Source organism: Thioclava sp. GXIMD2076 (assembly GCF_037949795.1).
Lineage (GTDB): Bacteria > Pseudomonadota > Alphaproteobacteria > Rhodobacterales > Rhodobacteraceae > Thioclava > Thioclava kandeliae.
Genome location: NZ_CP149934.1, coordinates 536,322 through 548,958, shown reverse-complemented (window position 1 = coordinate 548,958; position 12,637 = coordinate 536,322). Strand labels below are relative to the sequence as shown.

The window sequence follows — 12,637 nt, the reverse complement described above, 5'->3', positions numbered from 1 at the left end:
CCGGCGCTAACATCACCCGTATGCCCAAGGAGGCCCGCATTGGCGGGAGGGTGGAGGAGAGGCGGATCAACCGCTTGCGGGGCGCGCGCAGGCGTGCTTCGCGCGGGGAGCGCCGGATGAAAATCGGGGGGATGATGATCAACGGAGAATTGCAACTGGCTCGGCCTTTGCGCTGGGGCATGGTGGGCGGTGGCCGCACCGGTCAGGTAGGTTACAAGCACCGTACAGGCGCGTTGCGCGACGGGACCTATCATCTGGTCTGCGGGGCCTTCGATGTGGATGCCGCGCGCGGGCGCGATTTCGGGATGCGCGTCGGGGTGGCCGAGGAGCGCTGTTACGACAGCTATCAGGCGCTGATCGCGGCCGAAACCGCGCGAGCGGACGGGGTCGAGGTGGTATCTGTCGCCACGCCCAATTTCACCCATTACGAGATCACCAAGGCGCTGCTGAGCGCGGGGATCCATGTGATCTGCGAAAAGCCTCTGTTCTTCAGCGTGGCCGAATGCGACGAGATCGCCGCACTGGCCCGCGAGAAAGGGCTGATTGTGGGCGTCACCTATGGCTATACCGGCCATCCGATGGTGGCGCAGATGGCGGCGATGGTGGCCAAGGGGATGCTGGGCGAGATCCGTATCGTCGATATGCAATATACCCACGGCTTCAACGCGGGCGATGATACGGGCGCCTCCGAGGCGCAGCAATGGCGGGTCGATCCGGCGCGTTCGGGGGGCACCTTTGTGCTGGGTGATATCGGCACCCATCTGCAATATCTCTCGGAAATCGTGCTGCCGCATCTGAAGATCGAGAAGCTTCTGTGTGATCGCACGGCCTTTATCCCCTCGCGCGCGCCGCTCGAGGATCATGCTACGGTGCTGATGCATTATGACAATGGCGCACGGGCGCGGCTCTGGGTGAGTTCGGTCGATGCGGGGCAGATGGATGCGCAGCGCTACCGCTTTGTGGGCGCGAAGGCCTCGGTCGAATGGCACGCGGCGCGGCCCGACGAGCTGCTTTACGAGGTGCAGGGCGAGCCGTCGCGCATCCTGCATCACGGGATGCCCTATCTGGAGGAGGAGGGGCACGAATATGACCGGATGGGGGCGCTGCACACCGAGGGTCTGGGCGATTCATGGGCCAATATCTATCTCTGGATCGCGCAGGCGATCGCCGGAAACCCGCCCGCGCGCTATCCCGATATGGCGGCTGGCACCTCTGGCGTGCGTTGGCTTGAAAACTGCATCCGCTCGGCCGAAGCTGGCGGGGCTTGGGTGGATTACGCCTGAGCGCCACGCGGCAACAGGTGAAAATGATTGAGGATCAGGAGACGATTATGCGATTTGGAGTTGTAGGTTACGGCACGGGCGGTCAGCATTTCCACGCCCCCTATATTCAGGCGGCCAAGGGCTGCGAGCTGACGGGGATCGTGGCGCGGGCACCGGCGACCATTGCCAAGGTGCGCGCCGATTTCCCCGATGTGGCGATATTCTCCAGCCTGACCGAGATGCTGGACAGTGGGACGGTTGATGCGGTCACCATCACCACCCCGCCTGCCACCCGCGATGCGCTGGTGCGCGAGGCAGCGGCCAAGGGCGTGCATGTGGTGGCCGACAAGCCCTTCGCGCCCTCGGCGGAGGCCGCACGTTCGCTCGCGGCGCTGGCGCGGGAGACGGGGATTACGCTGGGGGTCTATCACAACCGTCGGTGGGACGCCGATTTCCGCACGCTGATGGCGGTGAAGGCGGCGGGCAAGCTGGGCAACCTCTGGCGCTTCCATTCGCGTATCGAGCAGGACAGCCCCGAGACGGTCGAGGCCGGTCCCGAGGGTGGGCTGTTGCGCGATCTGGGCAGCCATATGGTCGATCAGGCGCTGGCGCTGCTGGGGCCGGTGGTCTCGGTCGATGCGCAGCTCGATATTGCCGAGCTGGAGGGGGGCGCGACCGATGCGGGTTACACGATCACCCTGCGCCACGAGAGCGGGGTGCATTCGCATCTCTCGGCCAGCAAGATGAACGCTGTGGTGATGAAGGAATTCCGGCTTTATGGCGCGAATGGCAGCTATATCTCGCAAGGCCAGGATATTCAGGCCAAGCAGATCTTCTCGGGCGAACGCCCTGTCGATGATCTGGCGGGCTGGGGCTATGAGGCCGAGGAAGACTGGGGTGTGCTGCGCCTGCGCGGGCAAGGCGATGAGGTGATCCCCTCCGAACAGGGCGCCTATCACGCCTATTACGAGGCCTTTGCCAAATCTGCCGCAGCCGGTGGACCGGCGCCCGTGACGCCCGATGAGGCAGTGGCGGTGCTGGCGGTGCTCGATGCCGCGCGGCTGAGCGCCGAAGAGGGGCGCAGCGTTTCGCTGCGGTGAGAGCATGGATGTGACCGTGACCTGTGCGCCCTGCTGCTGGGGGGTGGATGATGTGAGAAATCCGCATCTTCCGCCTTGGCAGAAGGTGCTTGATGAAGCGCGTGATGCCGGTTTCGGTGGGCTAGAGCTGGGGCCTTATGGCTATATGCCGCTCGATGTTACTCTGGTGGGCGAGGCGCTTGTTTCACGCGGGCTGAGCATCGTGGCGGGCACGATCTTCGATGATCTGGTGACGCCCGCCAATCGCGAGAACCTGCTGCGCCAGACCCGCGAGATCTGCGCGCTGATCACGGCACTGCCCCAGCCGCCTGCGCATGGGGGCCAGCGTTTCCCCGCGCCCTACCTGACGGTGATGGATTGGGGCCATGACGCGCGTGATTATGCTGCCGGTCACAGTGACCGCGCGCTGCGCCTGCCCGACACGGCATGGGCGGGGATGATGGAGACCCTGCGCCAGATTGCCGATGTGGCCAGAGGCTATGGTGTGCGGGCGGTGATCCATCCGCATGCGGGTGGGCATATCGAGTTTGCCGATGAGATCGAACGGCTGGTGGCGGATATTCCGCCCGAGGTGGCGGGGCTCTGTCTGGATACGGGCCATACGCTCTATGCGGGGATGGATCCTGTGGCCACGCTTGAAAAATACTGGGACCGGCTCGATTACATCCATTTCAAGGATATCGATGCGGAGGTGTTTGCCGATGTGATGGGCCGCCGGATCCGGTTCTTCGATGCCTGCGGCGAAGGGGTGATGTGCCCGATCGGGCGCGGGGTGATCGATTATCCGGCCATCCATGCGCTTTTGGAAGCGAAGGGCTATGGCGGCTATATCACCATCGAGCAGGAGCGCGATCCACGTAATACCGGCTCGATCCTCGAGGATCTGGCGGCCTCGCGCAGCTATCTGCGCGAGACGGGATTTGTCTGAGAGAAACGGGTAAGGGTGCGCCCTTACTCGTTCACCTTTTTCACGAATTGCGATTTCAGCCCCATCTGGCCGATGCCGGGGACCTTGCAGTCGATGTCGTGATCGCCGCTAACCAGACGGATGCCGCGCACCTTGGTGCCGACCTTGACCACCGACGAGCTGCCCTTGACCTTGAGATCCTTGATCACGGTCACGGTGTCGCCATCGGCCAGAATATTGCCAACCGCATCGCGGATGATCTCGTCATCGTCGCCGGCGGCTTGCGCCGACCATTCATGCCCGCATTCGGGGCAGGTGAGTAGCGCGTCGACCTCGTAGGTATAGGCGGAGGCGCAATTGGGGCAGGGGGGCAATGTATCCATCATGGCGCCTGCGATAGGGGGCACCTCTCCATTTGGCAAGAAAATTCGATAGGTTTGCGCTGATAATCAGATGTGATGTGGCGGCATTTTCCATATCCCCGCCTATGTCTTGCAAGAGCCCATCAGAAACGGTATCGGAAAAATCACCGGTCGCAGCCTACCCGGTTATCAAAACAAGGACTGAGCTATGACGAGTATCCTGCAGGGGCCATGCCCCTTTGATGTTGCATTATGGTGTGTCCTGCCCGTTGCCAAGGAGATGCCCTGATGTTCCGCATCACGAAAGAATTCCATTTTTCAGCCTCGCACCAGCTGACCCATCTGCCCGCCGACCATCAATGCGCGCGGATGCACGGGCATAACTATGTGGTCGTGGTCGAGCTGTCGGCCAGCGAGCTGAATGCCGACGGGTTCGTGCGCGATTATCACGAGCTGAAGGATCTGAAGGACTATATCGACACCCGCTTCGATCACCGCCATCTCAATGATGTGCTCGATTGCCCCTCGACGGCCGAGCATATGGCGCATCACTTCTATCAATGGTGCAAGGCGCGCTGGCCCGAGGTCACGGCGGTGAAGGTGTCGGAGACGCCCAAGACCTGGGCGGAGTTCCGGCCATGAGTGCGGAGCGCATCGAGACACTGCGCATCTCGGAGATCTTCGGCCCCACCATTCAGGGTGAGGGCGTGCTGATCGGCGAGCCCACGGTCTTCGTGCGCACCGGCGGCTGCGATTACCGCTGTAGCTGGTGTGACAGCCTGCATGCCGTGGATAGCCAGTATCGCCACACATGGCAGAAGATGACACCCGCCGAGATCTGGGACGAGGTGCAGCATCTCTCGGGCAACCGTCCGCTGACGGTATCGCTTTCGGGCGGCAATCCGGCGATCCAGAATCTGGGGCCGGTAATCTCGATGGGGCAGGCGGCGGGCTACCGCTTTGCCTGCGAGACCCAGGGCTCGATCCCCGCGCCGTGGTTCGGGATGCTCGACACGCTGGTGCTGAGCCCCAAGCCCCCTTCGAGTGGCGAGCGCGTGGTCTGGGAGCGGTTCGACGACTGTGTGAAGGCCGCAGGGCCGCATACGCAGGTGGTGATGAAGATCGTCATTTTCGACGAGGAGGATTTCGCCTTTGCCCGTGCGGCGGCGGCGAGCTATCCCGAACTCCCCCTTTATCTGCAACCGGGCAATCCGGAGGTGGACCCCGCTCTGCCCGTCGATCTGGATCAGGCGGCCAAGCGGCTCGAATGGCTGGTTGACCTGACCATTGCGGCGAAATGGTTCCGCCCGCGCGTGCTGCCGCAGCTGCATGTAATGATCTGGGGCAATAAACGCGGCGTGTGATCGCGTCTCGCCTTTGCTGTCTTCGGGCGCTAGAAGGAGACGGCCCCAACGGAGATGAGCATGGACTGGACGAGCCTTCTGTCGAACGAACGCCTGCGCGACCGGAAATATTCGGAAGCCCGCAACCGGTCGATCTTCACGCAGGATTACGACCGGATCGTCTTCTCCGAGCCGTTCCGCCGTCTGGCCAACAAGACGCAGGTGCAGCCGCTTTACGAGCATGACCATGTCCATCACCGGCTGATCCATTCGATCGAGGTGGGGTCGGTGGGCCGGTCTCTGGCGATGTCCATCGGGCAATGGCTGGTGGAGGAAGACGAGATCGCGGCGGGCGAGGAAAACGCGATTGCCAATATCGTGCAGGCGGCCTGCGCGGCCCATGATATCGGAAATCCGCCTTTCGGTCATTCGGGCGAGGCCTCGATCGGGGCGTGGTTTGCCCGTGCCTTTGACGAGGCCCGCGGGGTCTGTGGTGATCTGGACCCCGAGCTACACCCGCAATTTTGCCATTTCGAGGGGAATGCCCAAGGCTTCCGCATCATCGCCCGCAAGGAGATGTATCGCAATGATGGCGGTATGCGCCTGTCGAAGGCGGTGCTGGGCGCGTTCATGAAATACCCGCTCTCGGCGGCAACACATGCGGGGCTGAGCGATTACCGCTCGGCGGGCTATTTCGGAGCCAAGAAATTCGGTATTTTCAATTCCGATCTGGGGCTCTTTGCCGAGGCAGCATCCAGCCTTGGTCTGCCGCAGATTGCCGTGGGCCCCTATCAATGGTGGCGCAGGCATCCGCTGGTCTATGTCGTCGAGGCCGCCGATGACATCTGCTATAATATCGTCGATCTCGAGGATGCGTTCACCACCGGCGAGCTACCCTTTGATGTGGTGCGCGAGGCGCTGTTCAATCTGGCCGAAAAACCCAATCGCGGTGCGCAGGGCATGACGCAGGCCGAAGAGATTGCTTTGCTGCGCGCGCTCAGCATCGGGCGGGCGATCGACAGCTGCCTCGAGGCATTCAAACAGAATTACGGCGAGATCATGGGCGGCACCTTCGGCCAGGGGCTGGTGGAGGCGGGGCGTCTGGGCGCGCAGTTCGCGGCGATCCGTGCGCTGGCCAAGGCGCGTATCTTTACCGCCCCGCGCAAGACCGAGCTGGAGGTGTCGGGTTACCGGATCATCGGCAATGTGCTCGATGGTATCGCGCCGATCTATGACAGGCTTGGCGCGAAAGGCTGGGATGCGGAAGCACTCGATGCGCATTCGGCGCAGGTGGTGCGGGTGCTGGGGCTTGATCTGCGCGATGTGCGCAGCCCCGAGACGGCGCTGCATGCGATGGGGGATTTCGTCTCGGGCATGACCGACCGCTATGCGCTGCGTATTTCGCGGATGCTGTCGGGGATCTGAAGTCTTTCCTGAGAGGAAAATTTCTTGCAAGATGGCCCTTCGAGGATAGCGAAGGAGCCAGAGGTGCCACAGACCAGGAAGGGGCTGCAACAGAACCCCCATGCCGTGCGCGAGATCCGCGAGAAGAATCTCGAGGTGGCGATTGGCCGTCAGGTGCGCGATCTGCGCAAGCGCCAGCGTATGACGGTGGCCGATCTGGCGGGGCAGACGGGGCTGTCGGTGGGGATGCTGTCCAAGATCGAGAATGGCGTGACCTCCCCCTCGCTCTCGACGATCTCGGTGCTGGCCCATGCGCTGCGTGTGCCGCTGGTGCAGCTGTTCTCGGGCTATGAGGAAGCGCGCGGCTGCATGCATGTGAAGGCCGGCGATGGCGTGGAGATTGAGCGCGAGGGCACGCGGGCCGGTCATCAATACCAGCTTCTGGGCCATATCGGCTCGAACAATTCGGGCGTGGTGGTCGAGCCCTATATGATCACGCTTGAAAGCCCGTCGGACAAATTCCCCATCTTCCAGCATGAGGGGATCGAGCTTCTCTATATGATCGATGGCACGATGACCTACCGCCATGGCGACCAGCGCTATGTGCTGGAGGCGGGCGACTCGCTTCTGTTCGATGCGGATGCGCCGCATGGGCCGGAGGATCTCTCGGACCTGCCGATCCGCTATCTGTCGATCATCACCTATCCGCAATCGCGTTGACCGGGCGCCCAACGCGTGACCATCAATGCGCGAGGGCGGTTAAATTCTAGGCAATGGCGGGGCAGTGATCGGGATCGTAATTATTTTCCTATTAGGAATAAAAAATTCTCCTTAGTGATTTTGAAGAAGGCGCGCTGGCGCCGGTCTCGATGTCTGGGAGATGACCTATGTGTGGGATTGTTGGCCTTTTTCTGAAGAAGGACGATCTGCGCCCGAAGCTGGGCGATATGCTGACCGATATGCTGATCACCATGACTGAACGCGGCCCCGATAGTGCGGGGATCGCGATCTATGGCGATGAGAGCGATGGTGTGAAGATCACCGTGCAATCGGATACGCCGGATGTGGATTTTGCAGGTCTGGAAGACGATCTGTCCAAGGCCGCAGGCGTTGGGGTGTCGGTGAAGGTTGTGTCCACCCATGCCGTTATCAAGGCGCCGATGGAAGCCGAGGCTGCCCTTCTGGCGGCCGTCGAGGCCAAGGGGCTGCGCGTGATGGGCGTGGGCGAAAGCATGGAGATCTACAAGGAGATCGGCCTGCCCAAGGATGTGGCGGCGCGCTTCGGTATCCGTGAAATGGGCGGCAGCCACGGCATCGGCCATACCCGTATGGCGACCGAATCCGCCGTGACAACGCAAGGTGCGCACCCGTTCTCGACCGCCGATGACCAATGTCTGGTGCATAATGGCTCGCTCTCGAACCACAATTCGATGCGCCGCAAGCTGGCCAAGAAGGGTGTCTTCACCAAGACCGAGAATGATACCGAAGTGGGGGCGGCCTATATCTCCTCGCGCATTGCCGAGGGCGCGAGCCTTGGCGAGGCGCTGGAAGGCACGCTGAAGGATCTCGACGGCTTCTTCACCTTTGTCACCGGCACCAAGAACGGCTTTGGCGTGGTGCGTGACCCGATCGCCTGCAAGCCCGCGATCATGGCCGAGACCGAGGATTATGTGGCCTTTGCCTCCGAATACCGCGCCTTTGCCGATTTGCCGGGAATCGAGGCGGCCCGCGTCTGGGAGCCCGAACCCGCCACTGTCTATTTCTGGGAGCGTTGATCCATGAGTGTTCTGGATATGTCGCAGATGGAGCTGCGCGAGCTGAACTCCACCTTGCAGGCGGCCGCCAAAGACCGCAAGAATGAAGCCTTCGACATCACCAATCCGCGCGGCTCCCATGCGGTGGCCGTGGGGCTTGATGGCCCGCTGAGCGTGACCATCAAGGGCTCGACGGGCTATTACTGCGCGGGCATGAACAAGGAAGCCACAGTGACGGTCGAGGGCTCGACCGGTCCGGGGGTGGCCGAGAATATGATGTCGGGCATGGTCACCATCGAGGGCGATGCCAGCCAATATGCCGGTGCCACTGGTCGTGGTGGGCTCCTGAACATCAAGGGCAATGCGTCCTCGCGCTGCGGGATCTCGATGAAGGGGATCGATATCGTGGTGCATGGCAATATCGGCCATATGTCGGCCTTCATGGCGCAGCGCGGCAATCTGGTCGTGCTGGGGGATGCGGGCGATGCCTTGGGCGACAGCCTTTATGAGGCGCGTCTGTTTGTGCGCGGCAAAGTGAAATCGCTCGGCGCCGATTGCGTCGAGAAGGAGATGCGCCCCGAGCATATCGCCTTCCTGAAGGATATTCTCGAGAAGACCGGCGCCGATGCCAAACCCGAAGAGTTCAAACGCTACGGCTCGTCGCGCAAGCTCTACAATTTCAACATCGACCACGCAGACGAATATTGAGGAGCGCGTAGATGGAAAAGACACCGCAGACCGAACCGCGCCAGAGCTGGACCTTCTCCAAGGAGGTCAATTCCGAGATCCGCCGTGCCGCGGCGACCGGTATCTATGATATCCGTGGCGGGGGCGCAAAACGCCGTGTGCCGCATTTCGACGACCTGTTGTTCTTGGGCGCGTCAATGTCGCGCTATCCGCTCGAGGGCTATCGCGAGAAATGCGACACCTCGGTGACTCTGGGCACACGTTTTGCCAAGAAGCCGATTGAGCTCAAGATCCCGATCACCATTGCGGGCATGTCTTTTGGCGCGCTGTCGGGCCATGCGAAAGAGGCTCTGGGGCGCGGGGCCAGCCTTGCGGGCACCTCGACCACCACCGGCGATGGCGGCATGACCGAGGAAGAACGCGGCCATTCCGAGAAACTCGTCTATCAATATCTGCCCTCGCGTTACGGGATGAACCCCGATGACCTGCGCCGCGCCGATGCGATTGAAATCGTGGTGGGGCAGGGCGCCAAACCGGGCGGTGGCGGGATGCTGCTGGGTCAGAAGATCACCGAACGGGTTGCGGGCATGCGTGATCTGCCGGTGGGGATCGACCAGCGTTCGGCCTGCCGGCACCCCGACTGGACCGGCCCCGATGATCTGGAGATCAAGATCTTGGAGCTGCGCGAGATCACCAATTGGGAGAAGCCGATCTATATCAAGGTGGGGGGTGCGCGCCCCTATTACGACACGGCGCTTGCGGTGAAAGCCGGTGCCGATGTGGTGGTGCTTGATGGCATGCAGGGCGGCACGGCCGCCACGCAGGATGTGTTCATTGAAAACGTTGGCCAGCCGACACTGGCCTGTATCCGCCCCGCCGTGCAGGCGCTGCAGGATCTCGGCATGCACCGCGAGGTGCAGCTGGTGGTCTCGGGCGGTATCCGCTCGGGGGCTGATGTGGCAAAGGCCTTGGCCCTCGGCGCGGATGCGGTGGCGATCGGCACGGCGGCGCTGATCGCGCTTGGCGATAACGACCCGCGTTGGGAGGCCGAATATAACGCGCTCGGCACCACGGCGGGCGCCTATGACGACTGGCATGAGGGCCGAGATCCGGCGGGCATCACCACGCAGGACCCCGAGCTGATGAAGCGGCTCGATCCGGTGGCGGCAGGGCGCCGGCTGCGCAACTACCTCAACGTGATGACGCTCGAATGCCAGACCATCGCGCGGGCCTGTGGCCATAACCATGTCCATAATCTCGAGCCCGAGGATCTGTGCGCGCTGACGATGGAAGCGGCCGCAATGGCGCAGGTGCCGCTGGCGGGCACCAACTGGTGGCCGGGCAAGGGCGGCTTCTGAGCCAGCCGGAAGACAGGGCGAGGGCGGCAAACGCCCCGCCCCATGCAACAGGGATAAGAGGTGTTCAGATGGCAGGATTGGCCGAATTTGCCCGCGAGAAGGGCGTCAAATATTTCATGGTCTCCTATACGGATCTCTTCGGGGGCCAGCGCGCGAAGCTGGTGCCCGCGCAGGCGATCACCGATATGGAAGAAGACGGCGCGGGATTTGCGGGTTTTGCCACATGGCTCGATCTGACGCCTGCCCATCCCGATATGCTGGCGGTCCCCGATAGCGCCTGCGCGATCCAGCTGCCATGGAAACCCGAGGTGGCATGGGTTCCGGCCAATTGCGTGATGGAAGGCGAGCCGGTGGATCAGGCACCGCGCAATGTGCTGAAGAAGCTGGTCGATGAGGCGGCGGCCGAGGGGCTGCGGGTAAAGACCGGTATCGAGGCCGAATTCTTCCTGCTGACGCCTGAGGGCGATCAGATCTCGGACCCCTATGATACCGCGGCCAAACCCTGCTACGACCAGCAGGCCGTGATGCGGCGCTATGATATCATTGCCGAAATCAGCGATTATATGCTGGAGCTCGGCTGGGGTGCCTATCAGAACGACCATGAGGATGCCAATGGCCAGTTCGAGATGAACTGGGGCTTTGATGATGCGATGGTCACCGCCGACCGCCACAGCTTCTTCAAGTTCATGGTGAAGTCGATCGCCGAGAAACACGGTATGCGCGCCACCTTCATGCCCAAACCCATCGAGGGGCTGACGGGCAATGGCTGCCACGCGCATATCTCGGTCTGGGATCTGGAGGGCAAGGTCAATGCCTTTGCCGATAAGTCCAAAGAGCTGGGTCTCTCGGATCAGGGCCGCACCTTCCTGGGCGGCATCATGAAGCACGCGGAAGCCTTGGCCGCGATCACCAACCCTACGGTCAATAGCTATAAGCGGATCAATGCGCCGCGCACGACCTCTGGTGCGACATGGGCGCCCAATACGGTCACTTGGACCGGCAATAACCGCACCCATATGGTCCGCGTTCCCGGTCCGGGCCGGTTCGAGCTGCGCCTGCCCGATGGGGCGGTGAACCCCTATCTGTTGCAGGCGGTGATCATCGCGGCGGGGCTTTCGGGCATCCGCTCCAAGGCCGATCCGGGGCCGCGCCATGACATCGACATGTATGCCGAAGGCTACAAGGTGAAGGATGCGCCGCGCCTGCCGCTGAACCTGCTCGATGCGCTGCGCAATTTTGACGCCGATGAGGGGCTGAAAGCCGCGATGGGGTCGGAGTTCTCGGCCTCCTATATCAAGATGAAGATGCAGGAATGGACGTCCTTCGTGTCGCATTTCTCGCAATGGGAAAAGGACAATACGCTCGATATCTGAGCGCGGAATTACCCCTCCTGATGCCCGGCGCTCACTCTCGTGACGTCGGGCTTTTTTTGTCGCGCAGGCTGCGCGGCGCATGACCATAGGCCTCGCGGAAGCGGTCGGTAAAATGCGACTGCGTGGCGAAACCCGTCAGATGCGCGATTTCCGAGAGCGGCAGCCGCGTGTTCACGATCAGCTCGCGTGCCTTCTCCAGACGGATCTGGCGATAGACCTCCATCATTGTCCGGTCCATGGCCGATTTGAACTGCCGCTGCACCTGCCTGAGCGAGGCACCTGCAAGGCTTGCCAACTGGCTCTGGTCGAGCGGATCGGCGATATGGCTTTCCATCAGCTCGATACAGGCGGTCACCACAGGCGGCATCACCCCGTATCGCGCCTCGATCGAGGCGATTTGCGGGGCTTCGGGCCCGCGCACCTCGGTCTGCATGAACCAGTCCGCGATCCGCCGTGCGAAGCCCGTGCCGAAATCGCGTGTAATCAGCGCATACATCATATCCAGAGGCGCTGTGCCGCCTGCGCAGGTATAGCGGTTGCGGTCGATCACAAAGAGCCGCCGTTCCAGCAGCCAGTCGCCGCCCATCGCCTCGATATCCTCATAATGATGCCAATGGACGGTAAAACGCCGCCCTTCCAGCAACCCCGCCCGTGCAAGGACCAGCGCCCCGCCCGAGATGCCGCCCAAGGCCACGCCCTTCCGGTCGGCCTCACGCAGCCATGCCATCAAGGCAGGGTCGGTCACGCGGGCCGGATCGCCGCCCGCCACCACGAAGACCAGATCGAACTCGGGCGGGGTCGTGCGGAAGGGGCGTGCCGGAAATTCCGACCCGATCGAGGAGACCGCACGCTCCTGGCCCGCGAGAATCGTGATCTCGTAGCTGCCCGGGCGGAACTGGTTGGCCGCGCGCAATGGCTCGAGGGCCGAGGCCGTGGACATTAGCGCATAGCCGTCCAGAAGCAGAAAGGCGATATGTTGCATAGGCTTGCCCGATTAATCCTAATGGCATTTTTACGATAGTATATGGCGTATATAAAGAAGTTTATTCATCTGATCCCGCATAGCCTGAGCCAGATAAAGGAGCGC

The 12,637-nt window shown here is 62.2% G+C and carries 13 protein-coding genes; 11 read left to right on the top strand and 2 right to left on the bottom strand.

The window, feature by feature from the left end:
- The first annotated feature begins 134 nt into the window (after positions 1-134).
- From WDB91_RS19485 to WDB91_RS19475, 3 genes are read left to right on the top strand one after another with little or no spacing between them, the layout of a single operon-like run.
- Entirely contained in the window at positions 135-1,283 is a 1,149-nt protein-coding gene (locus tag WDB91_RS19485; protein ID WP_339115619.1) for a Gfo/Idh/MocA family oxidoreductase, read from the top strand.
- 47 nt (positions 1,284-1,330) lie between these two features.
- Positions 1,331-2,362 carry a Gfo/Idh/MocA family oxidoreductase gene (locus WDB91_RS19480; RefSeq protein WP_339115327.1) on the top strand — a complete coding sequence of 344 codons (1,032 nt, stop codon included), beginning with the start codon at positions 1,331-1,333 and terminating at the stop codon, positions 2,360-2,362.
- Between the two features lie 4 nt (positions 2,363-2,366).
- On the top strand, positions 2,367-3,290 hold the full coding sequence (locus WDB91_RS19475) for a TIM barrel protein (protein WP_339115326.1): 924 nt from the start codon (positions 2,367-2,369) through the stop codon (positions 3,288-3,290).
- Positions 3,291-3,313: 23 nt separating this feature from the next.
- On the opposite strand, the gene WDB91_RS19470 is transcribed toward WDB91_RS19475, so the two are convergent.
- Positions 3,314-3,655: a zinc ribbon domain-containing protein YjdM gene (locus tag WDB91_RS19470; RefSeq protein ID WP_339115325.1), complete on the bottom strand. Its 342-nt coding sequence runs from the start codon at positions 3,653-3,655 to the stop codon at positions 3,314-3,316.
- Between the two features lie 264 nt (positions 3,656-3,919).
- Between WDB91_RS19470 and queD the strand changes: the two genes are divergently transcribed.
- The 8 genes from queD to glnT all read left to right on the top strand — a co-directional run bounded on the left by queD (position 3,920) and on the right by glnT (position 11,550).
- The gene (queD, locus tag WDB91_RS19465; protein ID WP_339115324.1) at positions 3,920-4,273 is read left to right on the top strand and encodes a 6-carboxytetrahydropterin synthase QueD; all 354 of its coding nucleotides are present in this window, start codon (positions 3,920-3,922) and stop codon (positions 4,271-4,273) included.
- Positions 4,270-4,995, top strand: coding sequence for a 7-carboxy-7-deazaguanine synthase QueE (gene queE / locus WDB91_RS19460; RefSeq protein ID WP_339115323.1), 726 nt, complete (start codon positions 4,270-4,272; stop codon positions 4,993-4,995). The genes queD and queE overlap by 4 nt, the downstream gene beginning before the upstream one ends.
- A gap of 60 nt (positions 4,996-5,055) precedes the next feature.
- Entirely contained in the window at positions 5,056-6,399 is a 1,344-nt protein-coding gene (gene dgt / locus WDB91_RS19455; protein WP_339115322.1) for a dGTP triphosphohydrolase, read from the top strand.
- A gap of 63 nt (positions 6,400-6,462) precedes the next feature.
- Entirely contained in the window at positions 6,463-7,098 is a 636-nt protein-coding gene (locus WDB91_RS19450; RefSeq protein ID WP_339115321.1) for an XRE family transcriptional regulator, read from the top strand.
- 167 nt (positions 7,099-7,265) lie between these two features.
- Positions 7,266-8,153 carry a glutamine amidotransferase family protein gene (locus WDB91_RS19445; protein WP_339115320.1) on the top strand — a complete coding sequence of 296 codons (888 nt, stop codon included), beginning with the start codon at positions 7,266-7,268 and terminating at the stop codon, positions 8,151-8,153.
- A gap of 3 nt (positions 8,154-8,156) precedes the next feature.
- Positions 8,157-8,840 carry a GXGXG domain-containing protein gene (locus tag WDB91_RS19440; RefSeq protein ID WP_339115319.1) on the top strand — a complete coding sequence of 228 codons (684 nt, stop codon included), beginning with the start codon at positions 8,157-8,159 and terminating at the stop codon, positions 8,838-8,840.
- 11 nt (positions 8,841-8,851) lie between these two features.
- A complete protein-coding gene (locus WDB91_RS19435) occupies positions 8,852-10,177 on the top strand; it encodes an FMN-binding glutamate synthase family protein (protein WP_339115318.1) in 1,326 nt (441 codons plus the stop codon).
- Positions 10,178-10,245: 68 nt separating this feature from the next.
- Positions 10,246-11,550, top strand: a complete 1,305-nt coding sequence (gene glnT / locus WDB91_RS19430; protein WP_339115317.1) for a type III glutamate--ammonia ligase — start codon at positions 10,246-10,248, stop codon at positions 11,548-11,550.
- Positions 11,551-11,581: 31 nt separating this feature from the next.
- Here the strand turns inward: glnT and WDB91_RS19425 are convergent, their stop codons facing one another.
- On the bottom strand, positions 11,582-12,532 hold the full coding sequence (locus tag WDB91_RS19425) for a GlxA family transcriptional regulator (protein WP_339115316.1): 951 nt from the start codon (positions 12,530-12,532) through the stop codon (positions 11,582-11,584).
- Positions 12,533-12,637 lie beyond the last annotated feature (105 nt).

What these genes read in the sequence shown, in the direction of transcription:
- WDB91_RS19435 (WP_339115318.1), top strand. Translation starts at nt 8,852, where the DNA reads ATGGAAAAGACACCGCAGACCGAACCGCGCCAGAGCTGGACCTTCTCC.
- WDB91_RS19445 (WP_339115320.1), top strand. Translation starts at nt 7,266, where the DNA reads ATGTGTGGGATTGTTGGCCTTTTTCTGAAGAAGGACGATCTGCGCCCG.
- WDB91_RS19425 (WP_339115316.1), bottom strand. Translation starts at nt 12,532, where the DNA reads ATGCAACATATCGCCTTTCTGCTTCTGGACGGCTATGCGCTAATGTCC.
- WDB91_RS19440 (WP_339115319.1), top strand. Translation starts at nt 8,157, where the DNA reads ATGAGTGTTCTGGATATGTCGCAGATGGAGCTGCGCGAGCTGAACTCC.
- WDB91_RS19470 (WP_339115325.1), bottom strand. Translation starts at nt 3,655, where the DNA reads ATGATGGATACATTGCCCCCCTGCCCCAATTGCGCCTCCGCCTATACC.
- dgt (WP_339115322.1), top strand. Translation starts at nt 5,056, where the DNA reads ATGGACTGGACGAGCCTTCTGTCGAACGAACGCCTGCGCGACCGGAAA.
- WDB91_RS19475 (WP_339115326.1), top strand. Translation starts at nt 2,367, where the DNA reads ATGGATGTGACCGTGACCTGTGCGCCCTGCTGCTGGGGGGTGGATGAT.
- WDB91_RS19485 (WP_339115619.1), top strand. Translation starts at nt 135, where the DNA reads ATGATCAACGGAGAATTGCAACTGGCTCGGCCTTTGCGCTGGGGCATG.
- queD (WP_339115324.1), top strand. Translation starts at nt 3,920, where the DNA reads ATGTTCCGCATCACGAAAGAATTCCATTTTTCAGCCTCGCACCAGCTG.
- glnT (WP_339115317.1), top strand. Translation starts at nt 10,246, where the DNA reads ATGGCAGGATTGGCCGAATTTGCCCGCGAGAAGGGCGTCAAATATTTC.
- WDB91_RS19480 (WP_339115327.1), top strand. Translation starts at nt 1,331, where the DNA reads ATGCGATTTGGAGTTGTAGGTTACGGCACGGGCGGTCAGCATTTCCAC.
- queE (WP_339115323.1), top strand. Translation starts at nt 4,270, where the DNA reads ATGAGTGCGGAGCGCATCGAGACACTGCGCATCTCGGAGATCTTCGGC.